The organism is Thiomonas intermedia (assembly GCF_002028405.1).
Taxonomy (GTDB): Bacteria; Pseudomonadota; Gammaproteobacteria; order Burkholderiales; family Burkholderiaceae_C; genus Thiomonas; species Thiomonas intermedia.
Map to the genome: position 1 here is coordinate 1,469,419 of NZ_CP020046.1, position 26,343 is coordinate 1,495,761.

26 protein-coding genes, 2 tRNA genes and 3 rRNA genes are annotated in these 26,343 nt (G+C 60.4%); 6 read left to right on the forward strand and 25 right to left on the reverse strand.

Features of this window, described 5'->3' with window-relative positions:
- Positions 1–67 precede the first annotated feature (67 nt).
- The gene (gene rarD, locus BVH73_RS06915) at positions 68–994 is read left to right on the forward strand and encodes an EamA family transporter RarD (RefSeq protein WP_079417332.1); all 927 of its coding nucleotides are present in this window, start codon (positions 68–70) and stop codon (positions 992–994) included.
- 21 nt (positions 995–1,015) lie between these two features.
- Here rarD and BVH73_RS06920 read toward each other — a convergent pair whose 3' ends face one another.
- The 23 genes from BVH73_RS06920 to BVH73_RS07030 all read right to left on the reverse strand — a co-directional run bounded on the left by BVH73_RS06920 (position 1,016) and on the right by BVH73_RS07030 (position 19,415).
- Entirely contained in the window at positions 1,016–2,329 is a 1,314-nt protein-coding gene (locus BVH73_RS06920) for a Glu/Leu/Phe/Val family dehydrogenase (protein ID WP_079417334.1), read from the reverse strand.
- A gap of 305 nt (positions 2,330–2,634) precedes the next feature.
- Positions 2,635–2,901 carry a 30S ribosomal protein S17 gene (gene rpsQ / locus BVH73_RS06925; protein WP_079417336.1) on the reverse strand — a complete coding sequence of 89 codons (267 nt, stop codon included), beginning with the start codon at positions 2,899–2,901 and terminating at the stop codon, positions 2,635–2,637.
- 3 nt (positions 2,902–2,904) lie between these two features.
- Positions 2,905–3,111, reverse strand: a complete 207-nt coding sequence (rpmC, locus tag BVH73_RS06930) for a 50S ribosomal protein L29 (protein WP_055449841.1) — start codon at positions 3,109–3,111, stop codon at positions 2,905–2,907.
- Between the two features lie 10 nt (positions 3,112–3,121).
- On the reverse strand, positions 3,122–3,538 hold the full coding sequence (gene rplP / locus BVH73_RS06935) for a 50S ribosomal protein L16 (RefSeq protein WP_079417338.1): 417 nt from the start codon (positions 3,536–3,538) through the stop codon (positions 3,122–3,124).
- 11 nt (positions 3,539–3,549) lie between these two features.
- Complete coding sequence (rpsC, locus tag BVH73_RS06940) at positions 3,550–4,362, reverse strand: 30S ribosomal protein S3 (protein WP_079417340.1); 813 nt, start codon at positions 4,360–4,362, stop codon at positions 3,550–3,552.
- Positions 4,363–4,371: 9 nt separating this feature from the next.
- Positions 4,372–4,701, reverse strand: coding sequence for a 50S ribosomal protein L22 (gene rplV, locus BVH73_RS06945; RefSeq protein ID WP_079417342.1), 330 nt, complete (start codon positions 4,699–4,701; stop codon positions 4,372–4,374).
- Between the two features lie 9 nt (positions 4,702–4,710).
- Positions 4,711–4,986 (reverse strand): 30S ribosomal protein S19, encoded by a 276-nt coding sequence (gene rpsS / locus BVH73_RS06950; protein ID WP_079417344.1) that lies wholly within the window; start codon positions 4,984–4,986, stop codon positions 4,711–4,713.
- A 10-nt stretch (positions 4,987–4,996) separates the two neighbouring features.
- Positions 4,997–5,821: a 50S ribosomal protein L2 gene (rplB, locus tag BVH73_RS06955; protein ID WP_079417346.1), complete on the reverse strand. Its 825-nt coding sequence runs from the start codon at positions 5,819–5,821 to the stop codon at positions 4,997–4,999.
- Positions 5,822–6,136 (reverse strand): 50S ribosomal protein L23, encoded by a 315-nt coding sequence (gene rplW, locus BVH73_RS06960; protein WP_079417348.1) that lies wholly within the window; start codon positions 6,134–6,136, stop codon positions 5,822–5,824.
- A complete protein-coding gene (rplD, locus tag BVH73_RS06965) occupies positions 6,133–6,753 on the reverse strand; it encodes a 50S ribosomal protein L4 (protein WP_079417350.1) in 621 nt (206 codons plus the stop codon). Before rplD ends, rplW begins: the two co-directional genes overlap by 4 nt.
- Positions 6,753–7,415 carry a 50S ribosomal protein L3 gene (rplC, locus tag BVH73_RS06970; protein WP_079417352.1) on the reverse strand — a complete coding sequence of 221 codons (663 nt, stop codon included), beginning with the start codon at positions 7,413–7,415 and terminating at the stop codon, positions 6,753–6,755. Before rplC ends, rplD begins: the two co-directional genes overlap by 1 nt.
- Positions 7,416–7,596: 181 nt before the next feature.
- Positions 7,597–7,908: a 30S ribosomal protein S10 gene (gene rpsJ, locus BVH73_RS06975; RefSeq protein ID WP_055449832.1), complete on the reverse strand. Its 312-nt coding sequence runs from the start codon at positions 7,906–7,908 to the stop codon at positions 7,597–7,599.
- 68 nt (positions 7,909–7,976) lie between these two features.
- A complete protein-coding gene (gene tuf, locus BVH73_RS06980; RefSeq protein ID WP_079417354.1) occupies positions 7,977–9,167 on the reverse strand; it encodes an elongation factor Tu in 1,191 nt (396 codons plus the stop codon).
- A 53-nt stretch (positions 9,168–9,220) separates the two neighbouring features.
- Complete coding sequence (gene fusA, locus BVH73_RS06985; RefSeq protein WP_079417356.1) at positions 9,221–11,326, reverse strand: elongation factor G; 2,106 nt, start codon at positions 11,324–11,326, stop codon at positions 9,221–9,223.
- A 20-nt stretch (positions 11,327–11,346) separates the two neighbouring features.
- Positions 11,347–11,817 carry a 30S ribosomal protein S7 gene (gene rpsG, locus BVH73_RS06990; protein ID WP_013107283.1) on the reverse strand — a complete coding sequence of 157 codons (471 nt, stop codon included), beginning with the start codon at positions 11,815–11,817 and terminating at the stop codon, positions 11,347–11,349.
- A 96-nt stretch (positions 11,818–11,913) separates the two neighbouring features.
- The gene (rpsL, locus tag BVH73_RS06995) at positions 11,914–12,288 is read right to left on the reverse strand and encodes a 30S ribosomal protein S12 (RefSeq protein ID WP_055451829.1); all 375 of its coding nucleotides are present in this window, start codon (positions 12,286–12,288) and stop codon (positions 11,914–11,916) included.
- A gap of 93 nt (positions 12,289–12,381) precedes the next feature.
- Positions 12,382–12,494 (reverse strand): 5S ribosomal RNA (gene rrf, locus BVH73_RS07000).
- Between the two features lie 68 nt (positions 12,495–12,562).
- A 23S ribosomal RNA gene (locus BVH73_RS07005) occupies positions 12,563–15,436 on the reverse strand.
- A gap of 151 nt (positions 15,437–15,587) precedes the next feature.
- Positions 15,588–15,663 (reverse strand) — tRNA-Ala (locus tag BVH73_RS07010).
- A gap of 17 nt (positions 15,664–15,680) precedes the next feature.
- Positions 15,681–15,757 (reverse strand) — tRNA-Ile (locus BVH73_RS07015).
- A gap of 84 nt (positions 15,758–15,841) precedes the next feature.
- Positions 15,842–17,370, reverse strand: a 16S ribosomal RNA gene (locus BVH73_RS07020).
- Together the 16S, 23S and 5S rRNA genes with 2 tRNA genes alongside form the textbook arrangement of a ribosomal RNA operon.
- A 443-nt stretch (positions 17,371–17,813) precedes the next feature.
- Positions 17,814–18,689: an aminotransferase class IV gene (locus BVH73_RS07025; RefSeq protein ID WP_079417358.1), complete on the reverse strand. Its 876-nt coding sequence runs from the start codon at positions 18,687–18,689 to the stop codon at positions 17,814–17,816.
- Positions 18,690–18,743: 54 nt separating this feature from the next.
- A complete protein-coding gene (locus BVH73_RS07030) occupies positions 18,744–19,415 on the reverse strand; it encodes a response regulator (protein ID WP_079417360.1) in 672 nt (223 codons plus the stop codon).
- A 123-nt stretch (positions 19,416–19,538) separates the two neighbouring features.
- Between BVH73_RS07030 and BVH73_RS07035 the strand changes: the two genes are divergently transcribed.
- Genes BVH73_RS07035 through lnt form a run of 3 tightly spaced genes read left to right on the forward strand, consistent with a single transcriptional unit; the run spans position 19,539 to position 22,786 of the window.
- On the forward strand, positions 19,539–20,585 hold the full coding sequence (locus BVH73_RS07035; protein WP_245800448.1) for a PhoH family protein: 1,047 nt from the start codon (positions 19,539–19,541) through the stop codon (positions 20,583–20,585).
- Positions 20,582–21,106 carry an rRNA maturation RNase YbeY gene (gene ybeY, locus BVH73_RS07040; RefSeq protein ID WP_079417362.1) on the forward strand — a complete coding sequence of 175 codons (525 nt, stop codon included), beginning with the start codon at positions 20,582–20,584 and terminating at the stop codon, positions 21,104–21,106. Before BVH73_RS07035 ends, ybeY begins: the two co-directional genes overlap by 4 nt.
- A gap of 36 nt (positions 21,107–21,142) precedes the next feature.
- Positions 21,143–22,786 carry an apolipoprotein N-acyltransferase gene (gene lnt / locus BVH73_RS07045; protein ID WP_079417364.1) on the forward strand — a complete coding sequence of 548 codons (1,644 nt, stop codon included), beginning with the start codon at positions 21,143–21,145 and terminating at the stop codon, positions 22,784–22,786.
- Here lnt and BVH73_RS07050 read toward each other — a convergent pair.
- On the reverse strand, positions 22,678–23,136 hold the full coding sequence (locus BVH73_RS07050) for a DUF2784 domain-containing protein (protein ID WP_079417366.1): 459 nt from the start codon (positions 23,134–23,136) through the stop codon (positions 22,678–22,680). The two genes, lnt and BVH73_RS07050, sit on opposite strands and share 109 nt — an antisense overlap.
- A gap of 192 nt (positions 23,137–23,328) precedes the next feature.
- On the opposite strand from BVH73_RS07050, the gene BVH73_RS07055 reads away from it, so the two are divergent.
- Positions 23,329–23,970: a TlpA family protein disulfide reductase gene (locus BVH73_RS07055; RefSeq protein WP_079417368.1), complete on the forward strand. Its 642-nt coding sequence runs from the start codon at positions 23,329–23,331 to the stop codon at positions 23,968–23,970.
- 12 nt (positions 23,971–23,982) lie between these two features.
- A complete protein-coding gene (locus BVH73_RS07060) occupies positions 23,983–25,296 on the forward strand; it encodes an MFS transporter (protein ID WP_079417370.1) in 1,314 nt (437 codons plus the stop codon).
- 52 nt (positions 25,297–25,348) lie between these two features.
- Here BVH73_RS07060 and BVH73_RS07065 read toward each other — a convergent pair whose 3' ends face one another.
- On the reverse strand, positions 25,349–26,326 hold the full coding sequence (locus BVH73_RS07065) for a c-type cytochrome (RefSeq protein ID WP_079417372.1): 978 nt from the start codon (positions 26,324–26,326) through the stop codon (positions 25,349–25,351).
- Between the last annotated feature and the right edge of the window lie 17 nt (positions 26,327–26,343).

Sequence of the window (26,343 nt, forward strand, 5' to 3'; positions counted from 1 at the left end):
GCGCTGCCGCGCAGAGTTTGGCGGTCGCAGGTAAAGTCTGCGGCCCGCTCCTCCTCTTCCATGCCCCATGAATTCTGGCGTTGTCTACGCTCTGGCCGCTTACGTCCTCTGGGGCCTGTTTCCGCTCTATTTCAAGGCGCTTGAGCAGGTTCCGTCGTTGCAGATCCTGGCCCACCGCATGGCGTGGTCTCTGTTGTTCGTGGCCTTGCTGCTGGTCGTGTTCAAACGCTGGGCGTGGATCAGGCTGCTGCGCGAACAGCCCGCCGTCCTGGCGCGGTTCGCCCTCAGCGCCGTGCTGTTGTCGACCAACTGGGGCATCTACATCTGGTCGGTCAACAGCAACCATGTGGTGGATGCGAGCCTGGGGTACTACATCAATCCGCTGGTGAACGTCGCCCTGGGCTCGGTGCTACTGCACGAACGGCTGCGACGCATGCAGTGGGTTGCGCTGCTGATCGCCGCAGGAGGGGTGAGCGTCATGGCCCTGGAAGTCGGCCATGTGCCCTGGATCAGCCTCGGCCTGGCTTTGACCTTCGGCAGCTATGCGCTGTTGCGCAAGACGGCTCCGCTTGGCGCCCTCGAGGGACTCGCGGTGGAGACGGCGGTGCTGTTTCCGCTGGCAGCGGCCTATCTGTACTGGCTCAGCACGCAGGGCATCAACGCTTTCGCCTCGGCCGACCTTTCCACCCGGGGCCTGTTGATGGCCGCTGGCCCGATCACGACAATCCCGCTGCTGCTGTTCGCCGCCGGGGCGCGGCGCATGTCGATGACGCTGCTGGGCGTGTTGCAGTACATCACCCCCAGCCTGCAACTGGCGCTGGGGGTCTGGCTCTATCACGAGCCGTTCGCCCAGGCGAAGGTGATTGGCTTCGGCCTGGTCTGGCTGGGCCTGGCGGTGTTTCTGTTCGACGGCTTGCGGGCCGCCTGGTCCCGGCCCGCAGCGCAAGCTCCGTCACCGGGGGAAGACGCCGCAGCGATCACGACCAAGCCGTGACCGTGCGGCGCCAAGGCCGGGTTACGGATAGAGCCCGCGCTCTTCCCTCGCCTGCAGCACGCGCTCGCAGGCCACCACAAAGGCTGCCGTGCGCAGACTGATCTTGAGCTGATCGGCCGTGTCCCATATCCGGGCGAAGGCGTTGCCCAGAATTCTGTCGAGCCGGGCGTTGATGTCGTCCTCGTCCCAGAAGAAGCTCGAGAAATCCTGGACCCACTCGAAGTACGAGACGGTGACGCCGCCGGCATTGCAGATCACATCGGGCACCACCAGAATGCCGCGGCTCGCGAACACATCATCGGCCGCGGGGAGCGTCGGACCATTCGCCCCCTCCAGAATCACTTTGGCGGTGGTCTTGCTGGCACGTTCAGCCGTAAGCTGGCCCTCGAGCGCCGCCGGGATCAGCACATCGCAGCGGACATCCCAGAACTCCTCATGGCGGGCGCTTTGAGCGCCCGGAAATCCGGCAACGCCGCCATGACGCTCGACGTGAGCCAGCAAGGCCCCCACATCGAGCCCCTTGTCCTCGATGAGGGTGCCCGTATGGTCTTGAACGGCGACGATGCGCGCACCAGCCTCGGCGAACAACTCGGCCGCGGTGCCGCCCACGTTACCGAAGCCCTGTACGGCGATCCGCAGATCTTTGAGTTCGTGCCCGAGCCGACGCAGCGCCTCCCGGCCCGTCACGAACACGCCCCGCCCCGTGGCCTTGACCCGCCCCAGCGACCCACCCAGGGGAATGGGCTTGCCCGTCACGACACCGGTGGCCGTGGCCCCGACGTTCATGGAGTAGGTGTCCATCATCCAGGCCATGATCTGACCGTTGGTGTTGACGTCAGGCGCGGGAATGTCTTGCTGCGGGCCGATGATGATGCCGATCTCGCTGGTGTAGCGGCGGGTCAGACGTTCCAGCTCTTTGCGCGACAACTCGGAGGGCGTGACCCGAATCCCCCCTTTGGCGCCGCCATAGGGCAACCCGACCGCCGCGTTCTTGATCGTCATCCAGGCCGAAAGCGCCATCACCTCTTCCAGCGTGACGTTGGGGTGATAGCGAACCCCACCTTTACCCGGCCCGCGCGACAGGTTGTGCTGCACCCGATAGCCTTCGAAGTGCCGCACGGCGCCATCGTCCATTTCGATAGGCACATCCACGATCAGGGCGCGCTTCGGGCGCTTGAGGGTCTCGCCCCAGCGGGCGAGATGACCCAGATGCGGCAACACCCTGTCGACCTGGGCCAGATAGGTCAGCCAGGGGCTATCGGCTTCGGGGTGGATGTAGGACAGCGAGCACACGGGCGTGATTGCCGCCGGCGCGGTGGATGCTGAGGCTTTCATTGCGTCTCCATTCAAGCGTTGTTATGTGACCGCGCCACGCAAGGCCTGATGGTGCCTTGGTTCGGGCCAGGGCATGGTGTGCCCTGCTGATACTGTAGTCGCTTGCGCCCAGGCCGGCACCCTGTGAGCCGTATGCGTTGGAAAGACCTGCAAGCAATCCTGACACGTTCGCCTCATGCAAAAAGCCCATCGCCCGCTTGCCCCGCATGGCTGCGGAACAAACGGGCGATGGGCTCTGAGACTTCAGTAGGGCTGCGCGTGGGTCAGACCCGGCGGCACCCCCGAAGGTCAACGGGCTTTCGCGCTCAGATAATCTGACCCTTGGTGATCAGACGGCTGACAACCCAAGCCTTGGTCTTCGAGATCGGGCGCGATTCGGCAATCTCGACCACATCGTTCAGGTGGTACTGGCCGGACTCGTCGTGCGCGCTGTACTTCTTGGAACGCGCAATGAACTTGCCATAGATCGGGTGCTGAATACGGCGCTCGACAAGGACGGTCACTGTCTTCTGGCGCTTGTCACTGACCACGCGGCCGACCAGCGTACGCTGGACTTTCTTTTGTTCAGTCATGGCTTAACCCTTGGCCTTCTTTTCTTGAATCAGGGTGCGAACCCGTGCAATGGCACGCTTGGTGTTGCCAAGCTGGCTCGTGTTCTGCAGCTGCTGCGTGCCCTTCTGCATGCGCAGATTGAAGTGGGCCTTGAGCAAACTGTCGAGTTCGGTCTGCAGCGCAGGAATGTCCTTGGCGCGCAGTTCGGTGAGTTGAGCGGTCGATTTCATATCGCTCTCCTTAGGCGCCGATCTGGCGCGAGACAAAGATGGTGCGGAACGGCAGCTTGGCAGCGGCGAGCTCGAAAGCTTCACGCGCGATGGCCTCGGGCACACCCTCGATTTCGTAAAGCACGCGGCCCGGCTGGACTTCCGACACGTAGTACTCGGGATTGCCCTTGCCGTTACCCATGCGCACCTCGGCGGGCTTGATGGAAATCGGCTTGTCCGGGAACACGCGGATCCAGATCCGGCCGCCACGCTTGACGTGACGGGAGATGGCGCGACGGGCCGATTCGATCTGGCGAGCGGTGATGCGGCCGCGGGTGGTCGCCTTCAGGCCGAACTCACCAAAAGCCACGGTGGCGCCGCGTGTGGCCAGGCCCGTGTTGCGGCCCTTCTGCTCTTTGCGGTATTTGCGACGAGCGGGTTGTAGCATGAAATCTCTCCTTAAGCGCCGGTCGCACCGCCGGACTGAGCCGGTTTGCGCACGCGCTTGACTGCAACGGATTTTTCGCCATCGGCAGACGGCGCGGCGCGGCGGGCGCCAGACGGACGGGCTGCACCAGGACGGCGGTTGCGGCGATCATCTTCGGGCGCGGCAGGCTCGGCCTTGGCCGGGACGATGGCACCCTTGGCCGGCGTATCGCCCTTGTAAACCCACACCTTCACGCCGATGACGCCATAGGTCGTCTTGGCTTCGGAGGTCGCGTAGTCGATGTTCGCACGCAAGGTCTGCAGGGGCACGCGGCCTTCGCGGTACCACTCGGTACGCGCAATTTCGATGCCGTTCAGACGACCCGCGGACATGATCTTGATGCCCTGGGCGCCCATGCGCATGGCGTTCTGCATCGCGCGCTTCATGGCGCGACGAAACTGAATGCGCTTTTCAAGCTGCTGCGTGATGGAATCGGCAATCAGTTGGGCATCGATCTCGGGCTTGCGCACTTCTTCGATGTCCACGGCAACCGGCACCCCAAGGCGCTTGGTCAGCTCGGCCTTCAGGTTTTCGATGTCTTCGCCCTTCTTGCCGATCACCACGCCCGGACGGGCGCTGTAAATGGTGATGCGGGCGTTCTTGGCCGGACGCTCGATGAGCACGCGCGACACCGAGGCGTTTTTCAGGCGCTTGGCCAGGTACTCGCGGACCATGATGTCCTCGCTGAGCATCTTGGCGTACTGGGTGCTCGGCGCATACCAGCGCGAAGCCCAGCCACGCGTGACGGCCAGACGGAAACCGGTCGGATGAATTTTCTGTCCCATGTGACGTCCTCAGTTCCCGACTTGAATATAGATATGGCAGGTGGGCTTGCTGATGCGGTTGCCACGGCCCTTGGCACGCGCACTGAAGCGCTTGAGGGTCGAACCCTCTTCCACCATGACCTGGGTCACTTTCAGCTCGTCCACATCGGCGCCATCGTTGTGCTCGGCGTTGGCGATGGCCGACTCCAGCACTTTCTTGATGATGCCCGATGCTTTTTTGGGCGAGAACTCCAGGATGCTGAGAGCGGAGTCCACTTTTTTGCCGCGGATCAGGTCCGCCACCAGCCGGCCCTTTTGAGCCGAGAGGCGAACGCCGCGTAGGGTTGCACGAGTTTCCATGTGTCTGCCTTACCTCTTCGCCTTTTTATCGGCGGGATGTCCTTTGAATGTCCGCGTCAGCGCGAATTCGCCAAGCTTGTGACCCACCATCTGATCGGACACGTACACCGGGACATGCTGCTTGCCGTTGTGCACGGCAATCGTCACGCCGATGAATTCGGGCAGGATGGTGGAGCGACGCGACCAGGTCTTCACCGGGCGCTTGTCCTTGGTGCTGACAGCAGCTTCAACCTTCTTCAGCAGATGCTGGTCGCAGAACGGACCTTTTTTGAGTGAGCGAGCCATGTGCTATCCCTTACTTCTTACGACGCGACACGATCATGCTCTGCGTGCGCTTGTTGTTGCGGGTGCGATAACCCTTGGTCGGCGTGCCCCACGGGCTGACTGCCACGCGGCCTTCACCTGTCTTGCCTTCACCACCACCGTGCGGGTGATCGACCGGATTCATGGCCACACCTCGCACCGTCGGACGAATACCTTGCCAGCGGATCGCACCGGCCTTGCCATACTGGCGCAGGTTGTGCTCTTCGTTGCTCACCTCACCCAGCGTGGCACGGCAGTCGATGTGAATGCGGCGAACTTCCCCGGAGCGCATACGCACTTGGGCATGGATGCCCTCGCGCGCCAGCAGCACGGCGGAAGCACCGGCGGAGCGGGCAATCTGCGCGCCCTTGCCAGGCTGCATCTCAATGCAGTGAATGGTCGAACCCACCGGAATATTGCGAATCGGCAGCGCATTCCCTGCGCGAATCGGCGCCTCCGAGCCGCTCATCAGCATGGCACCCACTTCGAGGTTGCGCGGCGCAATGATGTAGCGGCGCTCACCGTCGGCATAGCACACCAGCGCGATGTGCGCGGTACGGTTGGGGTCGTATTCGATACGCTCGACCTTGGCCGGAATGCCGTCCTTGTCTCGACGGAAATCGACCACACGGTAATGGTGCTTATGACCACCGCCACGATGGCGCGTGGTGATATGGCCATTGTTGTTGCGGCCAGCCTTCTGAAACTGGGGCTCGAGCAGCGAACGCTCCGGCTCACCCTTATACAGATGCGGATGCGTGACCTTGACGACGGCGCGGCGGCCGGCCGAGGTCGGTTTGACTTTGACGACGGGCATTTAGATACCCTCCTGCGCGAAATTCAGCTCTTGGCCCGCCTTCAGGCAGACATAGGCTTTCTTGACATGATTGCGACGGCCCGTGCCACGCGCCGTGCGCTTGACCTTGCCCTTGATGTTGGCGACCTGTACCGACTCGACGTCAACCTTGAACAGCAGCTCAACCGCCGCCTTGATCTCGGGCTTGGTCGCGTCGCGCAAAACACGGAACACCACTTGATTGCGCTTTTCGGCAACCAGGGTTGCCTTTTCGGAAATGACCGGAGCGCTGAGCACCTGCATCAGGCGCTGAGGATTGAGAACGGCTTGCGTCATGACAGCATCTCCTGAAGTTGGCTGACGGCGCCCTTGGTCATCACGACCTTCTTGTAGAACAGAAGGGACAGCGGATCGGCGTAGCGCGGCTCGACAACCAGAACATTCGGCAGATTGCGGGCAGCGAGAAACAGGTTCTCGTCCGTGCCGTCGGCGATGATCATCACCGAATCGAAGCCCATCGCCTTGCACTTTTCTGCAACCAGCTTGGTCTTCGGCGCATCGACGGTGAAGTTGTCGACCACGACGAGACGGCCTTCACGCGCCAGCTGCGAAAACAGCGAGCGCATACCCGCGCGATAGGCCTTCTTGTTGACCTTGTGGGTGAAATTTTCGTCCGGCGAATTCGGGAAAATCTTGCCGCCTCCACGCCACAGCGGGGACGACGTCATACCGGCGCGCGCACGGCCCGTACCCTTTTGCTTCCAGGGCTTGCGGGTCGAGTGCTTGACCACCGCGCGGTCCTTCTGGGCGCGATTGCCCAAGCGCGCATTGGCCTGGTAGGCGATGACGATCTGGTGCACCAGATCTTCGTTGAAGTCGCGGCCGAACACTTCCGGGCTGACATCAAACTTGTCCGCAGGCTGACCCTGCGCATTCAGAAATTCGAGCTGCATCACTGACCCCCTGCCGCAGACTTGACTGCGGGACGCAGAAACACAAAGCCAGAACGCGAACCCGGCACCGCACCCTTGACCAGAATGAGTTGGCGCGACTCGTCGATGCGAACCACTTCCAGGTTTTGCACCGTCACGGTTTCATTGCCCAATTGGCCGGCCATGCGCTTGCCGGGGAACACGCGGCCTGGGTCCTGCGCCATACCGATGGAGCCCGGCGCACGCGTCGTGACCGAGTTGCCGTGAGAGGCGCGGTTGGACGAAAAGTTGTGGCGCTTGATCGATCCGGCAAAGCCTTTGCCGATCGAGACACCTTGCGCATCCACCATCTGCCCGACCTGGAACAACGTGGCAGGCACCGTTGCGCCAGGCGCATAGGCAGCCGCCTTGTCAGAAGGCAGATCGAATTCCTTGAGGATTTCGGCCGGCTCCACGCCAGCTTTGGCCAAATGGCCAGCCTGGCCCTTGGTCAGGCGTGACGGCTTGCGTGAGCCGAAAGCCACCTGGACGGCACTATAGCCATCCACATCCTGTGTGCGCACCTGCGACACCCGATTGCCGGAAGCATCCAGCACGGTGACGGCGATGGACTCCCCATCGTCGGTGAACACACGCGTCATTCCGACCTTGCGCGTGACAAGGCCCATTGAATGTGAGCTCATTGTTTTCTCCTGCCTGGCTACGATTGGCCAGACCCGTAGGTTATCAAACGGCCCAAACCTTTTGGCTGAGCCCAATTGGGACCCGGGCTCACGCCACAGGCCTCATGCTTCTTCTTTTGCCAAAGCAAAAGAAAGCTGTGCATCATACATCACTCACCTCGCCTCTAGCAAGGCAGTGCAGTTACTGCAACTTGATTTCGACGTCAACGCCTGCGGGAAGATCGAGCTTCATCAACGCGTCGACGGTCTTGTCCGTCGGATCAACGATGTCCATCAAACGCAGGTGGGTGCGAATTTCAAGCTGGTCACGCGACGTCTTATTGACGTGCGGCGAACGCAGGATGTCGAAACGCTGCAGGCGAGTAGGCATCGGCACGGGACCCTTGACGATGGCGCCGGTGCGCTTGGCGGTATCGACAATTTCCATGGCGGACTGGTCGATCAGCTTGTAATCGAACGCCTTCAAGCGAATACGGATTTTTTGGTTTTGCATGATGATCTCTTCAAAGAGCGAAAACCGGCGCCATGACGAGACGGCGCCGGTGCATTGCGATGAACGATTTACTCGATGATCTTGGCCACGACGCCGGCGCCGACGGTGCGACCGCCTTCACGGATGGCGAAGCGCAGGCCTTCTTCCATGGCGATGGGGGCGATCAGCTTGACGGTGATGCTGACGTTGTCGCCAGGCATGACCATTTCCTTGTCCTTGGGCAGCTCGACCGCGCCGGTGACGTCGGTGGTGCGGAAGTAGAACTGGGGACGGTAGTTGTTGAAGAAGGGGGTGTGGCGGCCGCCTTCGTCTTTGCTGAGCACGTAGATCTCGGCGGTGAAGTGGGTGTGGGGCTTGACCGAGCCGGGCTTGCACAGCACTTGGCCGCGCTCGACGTCTTCACGCTTGGTGCCGCGCAGCAGAATGCCCACGTTGTCGCCGGCCTGACCTTGGTCGAGCAGCTTGCGGAACATTTCCACGCCGGTGCAGGTGGTCTTCTGGGTGGGGCGGATGCCGACGATTTCAATTTCTTCGCCGACTTTGACGATGCCGCGCTCGATCCGGCCGGTCACGACGGTGCCGCGCCCGGAGATGGAGAACACGTCTTCGACGGGCATCAGGAAGGCGCCGTCCACGGCGCGCTCGGGCGTGGGGATGTAGCTGTCGAGGGCGTCGGCCAGGCTGAAGATGGCCTTCTCACCCAGGTCGCCTTTGTCGCCTTCGAGGGCGAGCTTGGCCGAACCTTTGATGATGGGGGTGTCGTCACCGGGGAAGTCGTACTTGGAGAGAAGTTCGCGCACTTCCATCTCGACGAGTTCGAGCAGCTCGGCGTCGTCGACCATGTCGCATTTGTTGAGGAAGACGACGATGTAGGGCACGCCGACCTGGCGGGCGAGCAGGATGTGCTCGCGGGTCTGGGGCATGGGGCCGTCGGCAGCGGACACGACCAGAATGGCGCCGTCCATCTGGGCGGCTCCGGTGATCATGTTCTTGACGTAGTCGGCGTGGCCGGGGCAGTCGACGTGGGCGTAGTGACGGCTTTCGGTCTCGTATTCGACGTGCGCGGTGTTGATGGTGATGCCGCGCGCTTTCTCTTCGGGCGCCGCGTCAATCTCGTCGTACTTCTTGGCCGATCCGCCAAACTTGGCCGACAGCACGGTGGTGATGGCCGCCGTCAGCGTGGTCTTGCCGTGGTCCACGTGACCAATCGTGCCCACGTTCACGTGCGGCTTGGTCCGCTCAAACTTTTCCTTCGCCATGATGTTTTCCTTCTCTGAATTCTTTTGAAAGGGGTCGCTATTGATTGGATCGATTACTTGCTTGCCCGGGCGCTCACAATGGCGTCAGCCACGTTCTTGGGCGCTTCGGCGTAATGCTTGAACTCCATCGTGTAGGTGGCACGACCTTGAGACATGGAGCGCAGCGTGGTCGAGTAGCCAAACATTTCCGACAACGGCACTTCGGCCTTGATGGCCTTGCCACCACCCACCATATCATCCATACCCTGTACCATGCCGCGGCGGGACGACAGGTCCCCCATCACGTTGCCGGCGTAATCTTCCGGAGTCTCGACCTCCACGGCCATCATCGGCTCGAGGATGACCGGGCTGGCCTTGCGGCAACCTTCCTTGAAGCCCATGGATGCCGCGATCTTGAACGCTTGCTCGGAAGAGTCAACGTCGTGGTAGGAGCCGAAGTGCAGCGTCACCTTGACGTCGACGACCGGATAGCCCGCGAGCACGCCGGAGTTCAGCGACTCCTCAACACCCTTCTGCACTGCAGGGATGTACTCGCGCGGCACCACACCGCCCTTGATCGCATCGACGAACTCAAAACCTTTGCCAACCTCGTTCGGCTCGACCTTCAGCACGACGTGGCCATACTGGCCCTTGCCGCCCGATTGGCGCACGAATTTGCCTTCAGCATTGTCCACCGTCTTGCGAATGGTTTCGCGATAGGCGACCTGCGGCTTGCCGACGTTGGCTTCGACGCCAAATTCACGCTTCATGCGGTCCACGATGATTTCGAGGTGCAGTTCGCCCATGCCGGAAATGATGGTCTGACCCGATTCCTCGTCCGTCTTGACGCGGAAAGAGGGATCTTCTTGGGCCAGACGCTGCAGTGCCAGGCCCATCTTCTCCTGGTCAGCCTTGGTCTTGGGCTCCACGGCCTGCGCGATGACGGGCTCGGGGAACACCATTTTTTCCAAGGTGATGATGGCGTCAGGACTGCACAGCGTTTCACCCGTGGTCACTTCCTTCAAACCCACGGCAGCGGCGATGTCGCCGGCACGAACTTCCTTGATTTCCTCGCGGTTGTTCGCGTGCATCTGCAGCAGGCGACCGATGCGCTCCTTCTTGCCCTTGATCGGGTTGTAGACGGTGTCGCCGGAGGAAAGCACCCCGGAGTAGACGCGAATGAAGGTCAACTGACCCACATAAGGGTCGGTCATCAGCTTGAACGCCAAAGCCGAGAACTTCTCGTCATCGGCAGCCTTGCGCACAGCCTCCTGCTCGTCGTCGTCATGACCCGAAACCGGAGGAATATCGACCGGCGAAGGCATGAATTCGATCACGGCATCCAGCATGCGCTGCACGCCCTTGTTCTTGAACGCCGTACCGCAAAGCATGGGCTGGATTTCGCTGGCAATGGTGCGTGCGCGTAGACCTTGCTTGATCTCGTCCTCGCTCAACTCGCCCGATTCAAGATACTGGTTCATCAGCTCTTCGCTGGATTCGGCAGCCGCCTCGACCATCTTCTCGCGCCACTCCTTGCAGGTCTCCACGAGATCGGCTGGAATGTCTTCATAGCTGAACTTCATACCTTGGGACGCCTCATCCCAAATGATGGCCTTCATCTTGAGCAGGTCGACAACGCCCTTGAAGTTCTCTTCGGCGCCAATAGGCACGACGATAGGCACCGGGTTCGCCTTGAGGCGGGTGCGCATCTGCTCATAAACCTTGAAGAAATTGGCTCCCGTGCGGTCCATCTTGTTGACGAACGCCAGGCGCGGCACCTTGTACTTGTTGGCCTGGCGCCAGACAGTTTCCGACTGGGGCTGCACGCCACCCACGGCGCAATACACCATGCACGCACCATCAAGCACGCGCATGGAGCGCTCCACCTCGATGGTGAAGTCCACGTGCCCAGGGGTATCGATGATATTGATGCGATGGTCAGGCAAGGAACGGTCCATGCCCTTCCAGAAACAAGTCGTGGCCGCAGAGGTGATCGTGATACCACGCTCTTGCTCCTGCTCCATCCAGTCCATCGTGGCGGCGCCGTCATGCACCTCGCCAATTTTGTGATTGACACCGGTGTAGAACAGAATGCGCTCCGTCGTCGTGGTCTTGCCAGCGTCGATGTGCGCAGAGATACCGATATTACGGTAACGCTCGATCGGGGTAGTTCGTGCCATGATGAAATCCAGGTTTGTATTTAGAAGCGGAAGTGCGAGAAGGCCTTGTTGGCCTCGGCCATGCGGTGCACTTCATCACGCTTCTTCATTGCGGAGCCACGGCCTTCCGCCGCCTCCAGCAATTCGTTGGCAAGGCGCTGCTGCATCGACTTCTCATTGCGCTTTTTGGCGGCCTCGCGAATCCAGCGCATAGCAAGAGCCATGCGGCGCGAAGGACGCACCTCAACGGGAACTTGATAGTTAGCCCCACCCACACGGCGGGATTTGACCTCAACCATGGGGCGAACATTACCCATGGCGGCCGAAAAGACCTCAAGCGGATCTTTTCCCGACTTTTCTTGAATTGTGTCGAAAGCACCATAGACGATGCGCTCTGCGACGGCCTTCTTGCCGGAGAGCATGACGACATTCATGAACTTGGCTACATCCACACTGCCGAATTTCGGATCCGGCAGAATTTCTCGCTTCTCTACTTCGCGACGACGAGGCATGATTTCTCCAATTCAGTTGGGCTGAGCCCAAGCCCTATTTGGGCTGCTTACTCCGCAAATGCGGACGGAAATCGATTTGCAATCAAGTAAATCGAATTATTTCTTCGGGCGCTTGGCACCGTATTTCGAGCGCGACTGCTTACGGTCTTTCACCGCCTGCAGATCCAGAGAGCCACGCACAATGTGATAACGCACACCTGGCAAGTCCTTGACACGACCACCGCGCACCAGCACCACCGAGTGCTCTTGCAAGTTGTGCCCCTCACCACCGATGTAGGAAATCACCTCAAAGCCATTGGTCAGACGGATTTTCGCGACCTTACGCAGCGCAGAGTTAGGCTTCTTCGGCGTCGTTGTATAGACACGGGTGCACACACCACGGCGCTGCGGGCAGTTTTCCATCGCAGGACTTTTGGATTTGATGCGCTCGCTCACACGAGGAGAGCGAACCAATTGATTGATCGTCGGCATAGATCTTCCTCACTCCTGCTGGAGTACGGTAACTGGAACAAAACAACATGACAAAAGCCCGACCATCAAGGGATGGCCGGGCTCGTTAGGGTAGCCTGACGATGTCCTACTTTCACACGCGAATGCGCACTATCATCGGCGCTGAACTGTTTCACGGCCCTGTTCGGGATGGGAAGGGGTGGTTCCAGTTCGCCATGGTCATCAGGCATAACTTGTTGACGAAAACTCGTCCAATTCAAAAGCTGATTGATTGCATCTCTATGGTCAAAATTATAGGATCAAGCCGCACGGGCAATTAGTACTGGTTAGCTCAACACATTACTGCGCTTCCACACCCAGCCTATCAACGTTGTCGTCTTCAACGACCCTTTAGGGAGATCAAGTCTCCGGGGAGGCCTTATCTTGAGGCAAGTTTCCCGCTTATATGCTTTCAGCGGTTATCTTTTCCGAACTTAGCTACCCGGCGATGCCACTGGCGTGACAACCGGTACACCAGAGGTTCGTCCACTCCGGTCCTCTCGTACTAGGAGCAGCCCCTCTCAAGCCTCCAACGCCCACGGAAGATAGGGACCAAACTGTCTCACGACGTTTTAAACCCAGCTCACGTACCTCTTTAAATGGCGAACAGCCATACCCTTGGGACCGGCTACAGCCCCAGGATGAGATGAGCCGACATCGAGGTGCCAAACACCGCCGTCGATATGAACTCTTGGGCGGTATCAGCCTGTTATCCCCAGAGTACCTTTTATCCGTTGAGCGATGGCCCTTCCATACAGAACCACCGGATCACTATGTCCTGCTTTCGCATCTGCTCGACTTGTCAGTCTCGCAGTTAAGCACGCTTATGCCATTGCACTATCAGCACGATTTCCGACCGTGCCTAGCGTACCTTCGAACTCCTCCGTTACGCTTTGGGAGGAGACCGCCCCAGTCAAACTGCCCACCATGCACTGTCTCCGAACCGGATTCACGGTCCAGGGTTAGAACCTCAAACACATCAGGGTGGTATTTCAAGGTTGGCTCCACGACACCTAGCGGCACCGCTTCAAAGCCTCCCACCTATCCTACACAGATCTGTTCAAAATCCAATGCAAAGCTACAGTAAAGGTTCATGGGGTCTTTCCGTCTTTCCGCGGGGAGATTGCATCATCACAAACATTTCAACTTCGCTGAGTCTCGGGAGGAGACAGTGTGGCCATCGTTACGCCATTCGTGCAGGTCGGAACTTACCCGACAAGGAATTTCGCTACCTTAGGACCGTTATAGTTACGGCCGCCGTTTACCGGGGCTTCGATCAAGAGCTTGCACCCCATCACTTAACCTTCCGGCACCGGGCAGGCGTCACACCCTATACGTCCACTTTCGTGTTTGCAGAGTGCTGTGTTTTTAATAAACAGTCGCAGCCACCTTTTCACTGCGGCCCTTTTCTGCTCAGCCTGTACGGCGTCACATACCGAGGGCGTACCTTATCCCGAAGTTACGGTACAAATTTGCCGAGTTCCTTCTCCCGAGTTCTCTCAAGCGCCTTAGAATACTCATCTCGCGCACCAGTGTCGGTTTGCGGTACGGTCGTGTCTAGCTGAAGCTTAGTGGCTTTTCTTGGAAGCAGGGTATCAATCACTTCAGCAGCAAGCTGCCTCGTTATCATGCCTCAGCTAAGCCCCCCGGATTTGCCTAAGGGGCACGCCTACACACTTGAACCGGGACATCCAACACCCGGCTGATTTAACCTTCTCCGTCCCCACATCGCACTAGACATCGGTACAGGAATATTGACCTGTTTCCCATCGACTACGCATCTCTGCCTCGCCTTAGGGGCCGACTCACCCTACGCCGATGAACGTTGCGTAGGAAACCTTGCGCTTTCGGCGAAGAGGCTTTTCACCTCTTTTAACGCTACTCATGTCAGCATTCGCACTTCTGATACCTCCAGCATGCCTCTCAGCACACCTTCACAGGCTTACAGAACGCTCCTCTACCATGTGCTTACGCACATCCGCAGCTTCGGTATATAGCTTAGCCCCGTTACATCTTCCGCGCAGGACGACTCGATCAGTGAGCTATTACGCTTTCTTTAAAGGGTGGCTGCTTCTAAGCCAACCTCCTGACTGTCAATGCCTTCCCACTTCGTTTCCCACTTAGCTATATTTAGGGACCTTAGCTGGCGGTCTGGGTTGTTTCCCTCTTGTGTCCGGACGTTAGCACCCGGTGCACTGTCTCCCGCGCTGCACTCACCAGTATTCGGAGTTTGCATTGGTTTGGTAAGTCGTCATGACCCCCTAGCCAAAACAGTGCTCTACCCCTGGCGGTGATACGCGAGGCACTACCTAAATAGTTTTCGAGGAGAACCAGCTATTTCCGGATTTGTTTAGCCTTTCACCCCTATCCACAGCTCATCCGCTAGTTTTGCAACACTAGTCGGTTCGGACCTCCAGTACGTGTTACCGCACCTTCATCCTGGCCATGGATAGATCATCCGGTTTCGGGTCTACACCCAGCGACTAGACGCCCTATTCGGACTCGGTTTCCCTGCGCCTTCCCTATTCGGTTAAGCTTGCCACTGAATGTAAGTCGCTGACCCATTATACAAAAGGTACGCCGTCACCCCGGAGGGCTCCGACTTTTTGTATGCATACGGTTTCAGGATCTATTTCACTCCCCTCCCGGGGTTCTTTTCACCTTTCCCTCACGGTACTTGTTCACTATCGGTCGACTACGAGTATTTAGCCTTGGAGGATGGTCCCCCCATGTTCAGACAGGATTACACGTGTCCCGCCCTACTTTTCGCATACTTAGTTCCACATAAGACATTTTACATACAGGGCTATCACCTTCTATGGCCGACCTTTCCATGTCGTTTTGCTATGCCAAATGCTAAATTATGCAGGCTGATCCGATTTCGCTCGCCACTACTATCGGAATCTCGGTTGATTTCTTTTCCTCGAGTTACTGAGATGTTTCAGTTCGCCCGGTTCGCTTCAATGACCTATGTATTCAGTCAAAGATACCCTTTCGGGTGGGTTTCCCCATTCGGAAATCTGCGGGTCAAAGCTTGTTTGCCAGCTCACCGCAGCTTATCGCAGGCTACAACGTCCTTCATCGCCTGTAGTCGCCAAGGCATCCACCGTATGCACTTAGTCGCTTGATCCTATAATTTTGACCACTGGTCAAATAGGATTGAACTCATATTTGCGATGCAATCGCAATGCATGACTACTGTCATGCAAATATCAGCTTTTGAATTGTTAAAGAACACAACGATGGTTTCATCAAAAGAAAATTGCTTTTCTTTTGAAGACTGGTGGAGGTGAACGGGATCGAACCGATGACCCCCTGCTTGCAAAGCAGGTGCTCTCCCAGCTGAGCTACACCCCCAGGGTAAACTCCAGTTCTGGTGGGTCTGGTTGGATTCGAACCAACGACCCCCGCCTTATCAAGACGGTGCTCTAACCGACTGAGCTACAGACCCGCTTGGGCCACGAAGTTCGGTATCGCAACCACCATCAACGTTGACAACCGATAAGTGTGAGCGCTCGACTTAATGCATCTCTAGAAAGGAGGTGATCCAGCCGCACCTTCCGATACGGCTACCTTGTTACGACTTCACCCCAGTCATGAAGCCTACCGTGGTAATCGCCCTCCTTGCGGTTAAGCTAACTACTTCTGGTAAACCCCACTTCCATGGTGTGACGGGCGGTGTGTACAAGACCCGGGAACGTATTCACCGCGGCAAGCTGATCCGCGATTACTAGCGATTCCGACTTCATGCAGTCGAGTTGCAGACTACAATCCGGACTACGAGCGGTTTTAAGGGATTGGCTCCCCCTCGCGGGTTGGCAACCCTCTGTACCGCCCATTGTATGACGTGTGTAGCCCTACCCATAAGGGCCATGAGGACTTGACGTCATCCCCACCTTCCTCCGGTTTGTCACCGGCGGTCTCATTAGAGTGCTCTTGCGTAGCAACTAATGACAAGGGTTGCGCTCGTTGCGGGACTTAACCCAACATCTCACGACACGAGCTGACGACAGCCATGCAGCACCTGTGTCCAGGTTCTCTTTCGAGCACCAAACCATCTCTGGTAAGTTCCTGGCATGTCAAGGGTAGGTAAGGTTTTTCGCGTTGCATCGAATTAAACCACATCATCCACCGCTTGTGCGGGTCCCCGTCAATTCCTTTGAGTTTTAACCTTGCGGCCGTACTCCCCAGGCGGTCGACTTCACGCGTTAGCTACGTTACTGAACAGTAACCCGTCCAACAACTAGTCGACATCGTTTAGGGCGTGGACTACCAGGGTATCTAATCCTGTTTGCTCCCCACGCTTTCGTGCATGAGCGTCAGTGCAGGCCCAGGGAGTTGCCTTCGCCATCGGTGTTCCTCCGCATATCTACGCATTTCACTGCTACACGCGGAATTCCACTCCCCTCTGCCGCACTCTAGTCAAGCAGTCACAAATGCAGTTCCCAGGTTGAGCCCGGGAATTTCACATCTGTCTTACTTAACCGCCTGCGCACGCTTTACGCCCAGTAATTCCGATTAACGCTTGCACCCTACGTATTACCGCGGCTGCTGGCACGTAGTTAGCCGGTGCTTATTCTGCGGGTACCGTCATCACCGAATGGTATTAGCACTCGATATTTCGCCCCCGCCAAAAGTGGTTTACAACCCGAAGGCCTTCATCCCACACGCGGCATTGCTGGATCAGGGTTGCCCCCATTGTCCAAGATTCCCCACTGCTGCCTCCCGTAGGAGTCTGGGCCGTGTCTCAGTCCCAGTGTGGCTGGTCGTCCTCTCAGACCAGCTACGGATCGTCGCCTTGGTAGGCCTTTACCCCACCAACTAGCTAATCCGCCATCGGCCGCTCCTATGACGTGAGGTCTTGCGATCCCCCACTTTCACCCTTAGGTCGTATGCGGTATTAGCTACGCTTTCGCGTAGTTATCCCCCATCACAGGGCACGTTCCGATGTATTACTCACCCGTTCGCCACTCGCCGCCAGGTTGCCCCGCGCTGCCGTTCGACTTGCATGTGTAAAGCATGCCGCTAGCGTTCAATCTGAGCCAGGATCAAACTCTATAGTTCGATCTTTTTTGCATTGCGAACAATGCACACTCAAGGAATTACGGAAAATTTCCGTACTTCATATGAGCGTTTGGTATATTTGCATCAAGCCAAACGCCCACGCTTATCGGTTGATTTCTTAATGAACTCGCCGTTTGGCGTTTGCTGCATGAGCAGCGAAGACATCAATTATTGCACTAATTTTATTTCCGAGTCAAGCGAAAGGTTATTAACTACTTTCTTTTTTCTTGCTTCGTTTCGCTGTTTGCAGCGAAGACATCAATTATTGCACTAATTTTATTTCCGAGTCAAGCGAAAGGTCTTTGTTAACTTTCCTTTTGCTGACCGCCTCAAGCGGGTTAGCGCCGAGAGATGAGATTGTGCACGCGGCCAATAGCCGCGTCAAGTGTTTGTGCAAAATAATTTGTTTACTCTTCCAATAAGGCCATAAGAGCCCCCCAGCCTCAATGGGATTGCAGGCGCTTGGCCTCTTGATAGGCTTGGTACAGAGAGATCCCTACAGGGCCAGGCAGCCCTGCACCGACGGATTTCCCGTCGATGGCCGTGACGGAGACCACCTCTTTGGTCGCAGAGGTCAACAGAATCTCGTCAGCACAGCGCAGTTCCCACTCGGCCACCGGCCGGAACTCAAGCACCACACCCAGCGCTGCCGTCAACTCCTCCAGAAGGCTCACCCGGATTCCTTCCAGCTTGTCATGGTCACGCTGGGGAGCTGCCAGGCGCCCATTGCGGACCAGCCAGACATTTGAAGCAGAGGCTTCTGTCAGAAATCCGTCTCTTATAAGAATGGTCTCTGAGGCGTCATTCTCCACGGACAACTGGCGTGCGAGCACGTTGCCTAGAAGCGATATCGATTTGATATGGGCGTTTCTCCAGCGCAGATCCGGGGCAGTGATGCAGGCCATGCCCTGGGAACGCCGCTCCATCGAAAGGTGCGGAAACGGAGAGCTCATCATGAATACCGTGGGCTCGACGCCCTGAGGAAAAGCATGATCACGCTTTGCGACGCCGCGCGTCACCTGGATGTAGATGCACTGGTCATCTGGCGTGTTGCGGGCGACAAGTTCGCGCACAAGGGACAGCCAGTCAGCGGCCTGCCGCGGGCTCTTGATGCCGATGGCCGACAGGCTGCGCAGCAGTCGCGCCAGATGATCTTGGGCCCTGAAAACGCGCCGACCGTAAACCGGTATGACCTCGTAGACGCCATCACCGAAGATGAAGCCACGATCCAGAACGGACACCTGGCATTGCGAAAGGGGCTGAAACGTGCCATTGAGATAGCACTCCGAAGCTTCCAAGGACAAGGGGCTGGCTGACATATATATAGATAGAGGTAGGCGGGGGATGACAACCTTCCGGATGTGGCGATGGGCTCAACGCACCAGTCCGCGCCGAACCGCCTCCAGGGCAGCTTCGGCGCGGGATGAGATATTGAGCTTGCGATAGATCTGCTTGACGTAGTCCGCCACGGTATGGCGCGAGAGGCCGAGTTGAACAGCGATTTCCGGCAAGGTGTAGCCCTTGCCGACCAGTTGCAACACCTCGCTTTCCCGCTCAGTCAGTGCAATCTGATCTTCCTGCGGGACGTTCGAGGACGGCGCTGACATCGTGCGGTGCAAATGCGTGAAGTGCTGCACCATTCTTCGGGCAATACTGGGCGAAAGCGGGGGCTCGCCGTCTTGAATGCGTCGCAGCTGGGCGCGCAGCTCGATCTTGGGACGGTCCTTGAGCAGATAACCGAATGCCCCGGCCTGCAACGCAGGGAACAGGTGGTCATCATCGTCAAAGATGGTGACCACCACGGAACGCGCCTGCGGACGCGTGTCGGTCAGGGTGCGAATCAGCTCCAGCCCACTGGCGTCGGGCAGACCGAGGTCGACCAGCAGCAGATCCACGGGTTCGCGCTGCAGCAGCTGCATGGCGTCTGCCATGCGTCCCGCCTCGAAAATACGCGCACCCGGATAATTTTCCCGCAGCAGCTCGACAAACCCGGCCCTCACCGCGGGAAGGTCGTCGACGACCAAGGCACATTGCATGGCGCTCATCGGATTCCGTTTCTGGTCTTTACGCCGAGCAGACAATGTCGGCATCAGGCCGATACTATCAACTCACGCCCCTGAATGCGGGGGAATCGTGGGCGTTTCCCGCCCACACCCACAACAGCCCTCATGTCCATTTCGTCCGTGCAACTCAGACACACTTTTTCTCCACCCGACAACGCCCGCCTCGCCCAGCTCTGCGGACCGCTGGATGAGAATTTGAGGCAGATCGAAGTCGCTTTCGATGTACGCCTTGCCCGACGGGCCGATACCCTGACCGTCGAGGGTGAAAGCACCGCCGCTCGGCGCGCACTCGATTTGCTGCAGACACTCTGGAGCCGGACCGAGGCCCGATTCAGCCTTGAGGACATCCAGCTCGAACTGGTCCAGGCCGCCCAGGGTCTTCGGCCGAAGCTCGCCGCCGCAGACGACGAGCCGGTGCTCTACACGCGGCGCGATAGCCTTCATGGTCGCACGCCCAATCAGGTGCAGTACATCCGCAACATCCTTCAGCACGACATCACGTTTGGCATCGGTCCGGCGGGCACGGGCAAGACCTTTCTCGCCGTGGCCTGCGCGGTGGATGCGCTCGAACGTCATGCCATCTCGCGCCTGGTGCTCACCCGCCCCGCCGTCGAGGCGGGTGAGAGGCTGGGCTTTCTTCCCGGCGACCTGACGCAGAAGATCGACCCGTATCTGCGCCCCTTGTACGACGCGCTGTACGACCTCCTGGGCATGGAGAAGACGCAGAAGCTGTTTGAACGCGGCGCCATTGAGATCGCACCGCTGGCTTTCATGCGGGGGCGCACACTCAACCAGTCGTTCATCATTCTGGACGAGGCCCAGAACACCACGCCTGAGCAGATGAAGATGTTCCTCACACGCATCGGCTTCGGGTCCCGCGCGGTGATCACCGGCGACATCAGTCAGGTCGATCTGCCGCGTGGCACGCAAAGCGGGCTCGCCCAGGCGCAGAAAGTGCTGGCCCAGGTTCGGGGCATCGCCTTCAATCACTTCACCAGTCAGGATGTGGTGCGGCATCCCCTGGTTGCACGCATCGTCGATGCCTACGAGGCCCACGACACCCAGCAGGGCCTCGAAGCCGCCGGTGTGTCCGACCGCCATCCAAGCGACAGCACCCCAACTCCACGCCGGCGCACGCCGCGCCCGGCATGACGCGGCCAGCCCGACTTCCCTCACCCGCTTTGCGCCTTTCGGTCCAGTTCGCCGACCCCACGCATCGCGCTCTGCTGCCCCGCGCCTTGTTGCTGCGCTGGATTCGCGCGGCCTTGCGCGTTGGGCCCCAGACCTGTGAGCCCCAGTCCTCCAACGGCGAGGCGCGGCCGCATCAGATCACCTTGCGCTTCGTGACGGCCGACGAAGGCCAAGCGCTCAACCGTGATTACCGCGGCAAGGATTACGCCACCAATGTCCTCACCTTCGACTACGGCCACTGGCCCGTGCTGGCTGACATCGTGCTGTGCAGCCCGGTCGTCGCGCGCGAAGCACAGGCTCAAGACAAGCCTCTGGTCGCGCATTACGCCCATCTCGTCATCCACGGCGTACTGCACGCCCAAGGCTGGGACCATCTGACCGAGCGCGAAGCGCAAGAGATGGAGCGTCACGAAGTGGCCGCCCTGCAGCGCTTCGCCATCCCAGACCCCTATGCTGACGGCAGCACCCTGCCTGCAGGGTAAAGTCCGGGCGCCGCACCCTCCGACCCTTCCTGTTTCATGCCTGCACATCCCGCACCCCGCGATCGCCACTCTGCGCGCCCCCGCTCCCGTCTGGGGCGCCTGCTCGCCCACCCTCGCCTCGCCCCGTTTCTGTCGATCCTTCTGGGGGGGTTGCTCGCCCAGACCTTTGGGCGACCGCAGTTCGGCGCGTGGTCCATCCTGATCCTGGCCCTGTGGATCGGCCTGCTCTGGGCCGATCCACAGTCCACCCGGTCGAAAAGAGCCAAGCGCGGCGCCTTGCTGGGCTTCAGCCTGGGTCTGGGCTGGTTCACGGGCGGGCTCTGGTGGCTCTATATCAGCATGGCGGTGTACGGCGGCATGTCGCCGCCCCTGGCGGGTGGTGCCCTGCTGCTGTTCTGCGCCTATCTCGCCATCTACCCCACGCTGGCTGCGGCACTCGCCGCCGCACTCGCACCGCCTGCTCGACGCGAGCCTTGGCCGCTGCTGCAGGCGCTCGGATCGGCGTGCGTGCTCGCCGGCGGCTGGACCCTGGCCGAATGGTTGCGCGGCACGGTTTTCACCGGCTTTCCCTGGCTGGCGCTGGGCTATGCGCAGGTGGGCAATCCGCTTTCGGGCTACGCCCCAGTCGTCGGGCAGTACGGGGTGAACTTCGCCGCGGCCTTGGCCGCCGCGCTGCTGGCGCTGCTCTCGCAGGTCAGTCTGCGCGGCGCACTGGTCAATGTGGCCCTGCTGGCGGCGCTCTTTCTGGGCGGCCTGCAATTGCAGCAGGTCCGCTGGACGCACCCGGTCGGTCCCGCCCTGCGTGTGGCGCTGCTCCAGGGCGATGTGGCGCAGTCTGAGAAATTCCGCCCCGATTCCCTTGCACCAACGCTGCGTCTGTACGGCGACTGGCTGAGTTCGCTGCACGCCGATCTCATCGTCACCCCGGAGACCGCGGTGCCGGTCCTGCCGGAAGACCTCGACCCGTCCTATCTGCGACAGGTCGAGCGCTCGCTAAGAGAGCACCACGCCGCCGCGCTCCTCGGCATTCCTCTCACACGGGGCACCGATCAATACACCAATAGCGTGCTGGGGCTGGGGGGCACGGCGCCCTATCGGTACGACAAAGCCCACCTGGTGCCCTTCGGCGAGTTCGTGCCCTATGGCTTTCATTGGTTCGTGAAGCTGATGGACATGCCTCTGGGTAGCTTTGCCCGCGGCGGTTTCGACCAGCCGCCCTTCGTGGTGCAGGGCGTGAAGGTGGCGCCGAACATCTGCTACGAGGATCTGTTCGGCGCGCAGATGGCGCAGCGCTTTCGCTCGCCCGGCCATGCTCCCAACCTCTTTGCCAACCTGACCAATCTCGGTTGGTTCGGCAACACCATCGTCATCCCGCAGCATCTGGAAATTGCGCGCATGCGCTCGCTGGAATTTCAGATTCCCGGCATCCGCGCCACCAATACCGGCGCCACCGCCCTCATCGACGCGCGAGGACGGGTTGCCGCCGAGTTGCCGCCCTACACCGTGGGCGTCCTCAACGTCACCGTGCAAGGCCATGCCGGCCTGACCCCGTTCGCCTGGGCCGCGTCGCGCTATGGCGACTGGCCCGAAGTGCTGCTGGCTCTCTTCGCGTTGCTGCTGGGCTGGGCCCTGGCGCGCCCACAGCGCGGCGGCACCCGCCACCACAGCGCCAAGGTGTAAACCCCCACCGCCAGATAAAGCACCGTGAACACCGACAGCGGCAGGTTCCAGAAAATCAGGCGATCGATCCAAGTCTGGATCAGCCCGGCCGCATACCCCTGCCGACCTGCGTCTCGCAGCAGCTCGCTCTGCCACAGAGTGAGGAAGCAGGCACGCCCCATCGCGGCCTGAGCCGCCACCACCGCCATCGACAGCAGATGCGCGGCGCGCCAGAAGCAGCCGCGCACCCAGGACCAGCGCCGCCATGCCCCCAGGGGCACGACGATCAGTCCGGCCACATTGAACAGAATCACCCCGAGGTGGACGCCGAGGACCAGATGGGCCAAGAACAGGTCGAACGCTGCGGACATGGCGGCATTGTCCCCTTGCCGAAAGCCACCATGCGTGGAACCGGTACTACATGCCGTTACATTTCCAGCGACGTCTCGCGGCTATGGTTTGAGCATCAGCGTCACGGACATCCACCGAGAGCACGGGAGCTCAACGAGACCCGCTCGCCTCCTTGGACAGCGACGCTACGTTCCTTCCCCTGGAGTCGTTTCATGCCTTCCATGACTGTTCTCATGCGCCGCGCCAGCGCGGTGCTCGCCGTGTGCATCGCCTGTGCGCCCGCCTCTTGGGCGGCCGGGTTTACCTTCACGCCCTACCCCACGCCCCACAACCTCCCCCTGTCGCAGGTCACGTTCGAGAATGCGCAGGGCAAAGCCATGACGCTTGCGGATTTCAAGGGCAAGGTCGTGCTGCTCAATATCTGGGCCACCTGGTGTCCGCCCTGCGTGCGCGAAATGCCCACGCTGGACAAGCTGCAGAAGCAACTGGGCAGCAAGGACTTCGCGGTCGTCCCCCTGTCAGTGGACAAGGGCGGGATCTACACGGTGAAGAGTTTTTACGATGACAACTTCATTGGCAACCTGCCGATCTATGTCGATCCCACCACCCACGCGCTCGACACCCTGAGCATTCTGGGCACCCCCACCACCATTCTGATCGACAAGCAGGGCAAGGAAATTGCACGCACCATGGGCCCGGAAAATTGGGATCAGGCCGCCGTGATCGCCCAGATCAAGCATTACATGGCGGCCCCGTCCGGCACCACCGCCAAACCACAGCAGCAGGCCCACGCCCTCGAAACCCGTGATGCGCACCTGGCTACGGCCTCGATCGAACAGCGACGGCCGGAGTAAACGAGCCCCGGGATGCAAACCGCAGCGCCCCCCTGGCGCCCTGACGACGCCTCACAGCCCAAACCCAGCGCCTGGGCGCAGATTTCTCTAGCCGCACGGCGCGTGATTCTCGCGCGCATGTCGCGCAGCATCGGCCAGGGGGCCTTGGTCGCAGCCTTTACGCTGTATCTGCACGCCCTGCAATGGAGCGCGCCGCAGATTGGTGCCGTTCTCAGCGGCGGGCTGTTCATCGGTGCGGCACTCACGTTGTGGATCGGACCGCTCAGCGATCGCCTCGGACGACGTCAGTTCCTGCTCGGCTACGAACTGATCCTCGTCATCTGCGCCGCCGTGGCGCTGTTCACAAGCACCCCCTGGCTTCTGGTGCCCGCCGCCCTGCTCGGGGGCTTCGGGCGTGGCGCCAACGGCGCGGCCGGCCCCTTCGGCCCGCTGGAGCAGGCCTGGCTGGCGCATGGCACGCCGCCTGCACTGCGCTCGCAGATCTTCAGCCTGAACTCAACCCTGGGAATGCTGGGCATGGCCTTGGGTGCCGTGTTCGGCGCGGCGCCGCACTGGCTGAGCAGCCTCATGTCGCAAGATTGGGCGTACCGCAGCCTGTTCGTCCTGCCGCTGCTGGGCTCCGCTGCGGGCTTCTTCCTGCTGCTGACGGCCGAAGATGCGCCAACCGCCAGCCGCGTTGAACCACGCCCCTTGAGCGCGCTCGGCGCGGACGAGCGCAGCGATGACGACAGCCCTCGGCAAGAGCGTCACCGCCGCGAGAACCGCCTGCTTTGGCGACTGGGCCTGGTCAACGCCCTCAACGGCCTGGGCATCGGCATGGTGGCGCCGTTGATGGCCTATTGGTATCTGGTGCGCTTTGGTCATGGCCCAGCCAGTATCGGGCCCGCGATGGCGGCCAGCTTTGTGTTCGCCGCATTTGGCGCGCAGGTCGCCAGCCGCCTGGCCCAGCGCTTCGGCGCGGTGCGCGCGGTCGTCGGCATGCGCACGGCCGGGCTGCTGATGCTCCTGCTCACCCCCTTGTCGCCCGTGTTCTGGATTGCTGCGAGCTTTTACGCCCTGCGAGCCACCGCCAACCAAGGCACCATGGGCGTGCGTCAGGCCTTGACGGTGAGTCTGACGGGCGCGGACCGGCGCGGTCTGGCCGCCACCGTCAACAATGTCTCGATTCAAATCCCCCGCGCCATCGGCCCTCTGTTTGCCGGCGTGCTGCTGCACATGGGGTGGTTGGTCGCACCCTTTCTCGTGGCCGCTGCGTTCCAGGCGCTGTACCTGGTGCTGTATCAACGATTGTTCCGCAACATCGAACCCAGCAAGGCCGCTACCTGAATGACCAATGCGCTGCCATGGCAGCGCATTGGCAGGGCCGACCGGAAGACGTTCAGCGCGCCTTGGGGGCGCCGGTATCGCCCAGCAGTTTGCCGTTGACCTTGGTACCGTAGAGGCTGAACTTGCTGTCGTGGTACTTGGCGCGCGTGCCCGCCACCGTGCCGGTCCAACGCGGGTCTTGCGGGCGCTCCTGCGCATCCATGAAGTAAGCCACGTCCCAGGCCTGCTGCGGCGTCAGGCTGTAGCTCTGGCCATAGGGCATGTTGGCGTGGATAAACTCCGCCGCACTCTTGATGCTGCCCATGCCCGCGCCCCAGTTGAAGGACTTGTCGCCCCACAGCGGCGGAAACACCGTCTTGCCTTCGACGTACTGCCCCTGGCCGTCTGCGCCATGGCAGATCGCGCAGCTCTGCGCATAGACCTTCTGCCCGCGCACATAGTCGGGAGCCTGCGCCGCCTTGGCCAGCGCGGGATAGCCACGGCCCGGCGTCTTCTCGTCTACAGGCAGGCCGGTGGACAGCCAGTACGCGTAGCTCTCCAGCGCCACCAGCGGTTCGCTGCCCAGCGGCGGCGCCTTGCCGTTTTCGCTGTACATGAAGCAGCCTTGCAATCGCTCCTCGAAGGTGTTGACCTTCTTGTTCTTGGCCCGGTAGGCCGGGTAGCTGACATAGGCCGCCCACATCGGCGCCGACCCGGCCATGCGTCCGCCGTCGGTATGGCAGTTCACGCAGCTCAGGCTATTGCCGACATAGGCCTTGGCGTACTTGGGTGTGTCGACCATGATGTCGCGGCCCAGGCGCACCATCTTGCCGAAGTCATTGTTCGGAATGGCCGACTCCGGGGGCGGTTGAAACTTGGAACCCGTCCCCACGGCGGCATTGATCTGCGAGGGCGGCGGGGCCACCGGCACTGCTGGCGTCTGCGCGGCGGCCGTGGCCGTGCCGGCAGCCGCCAGCAGCGCCGCCTGCAGCAGAGCGAGACGGCCATGGCGATGCAGGCGGGACGTGGCGCGGGTGATCAGGACTGTCATGGGAAATCCTCAACGAT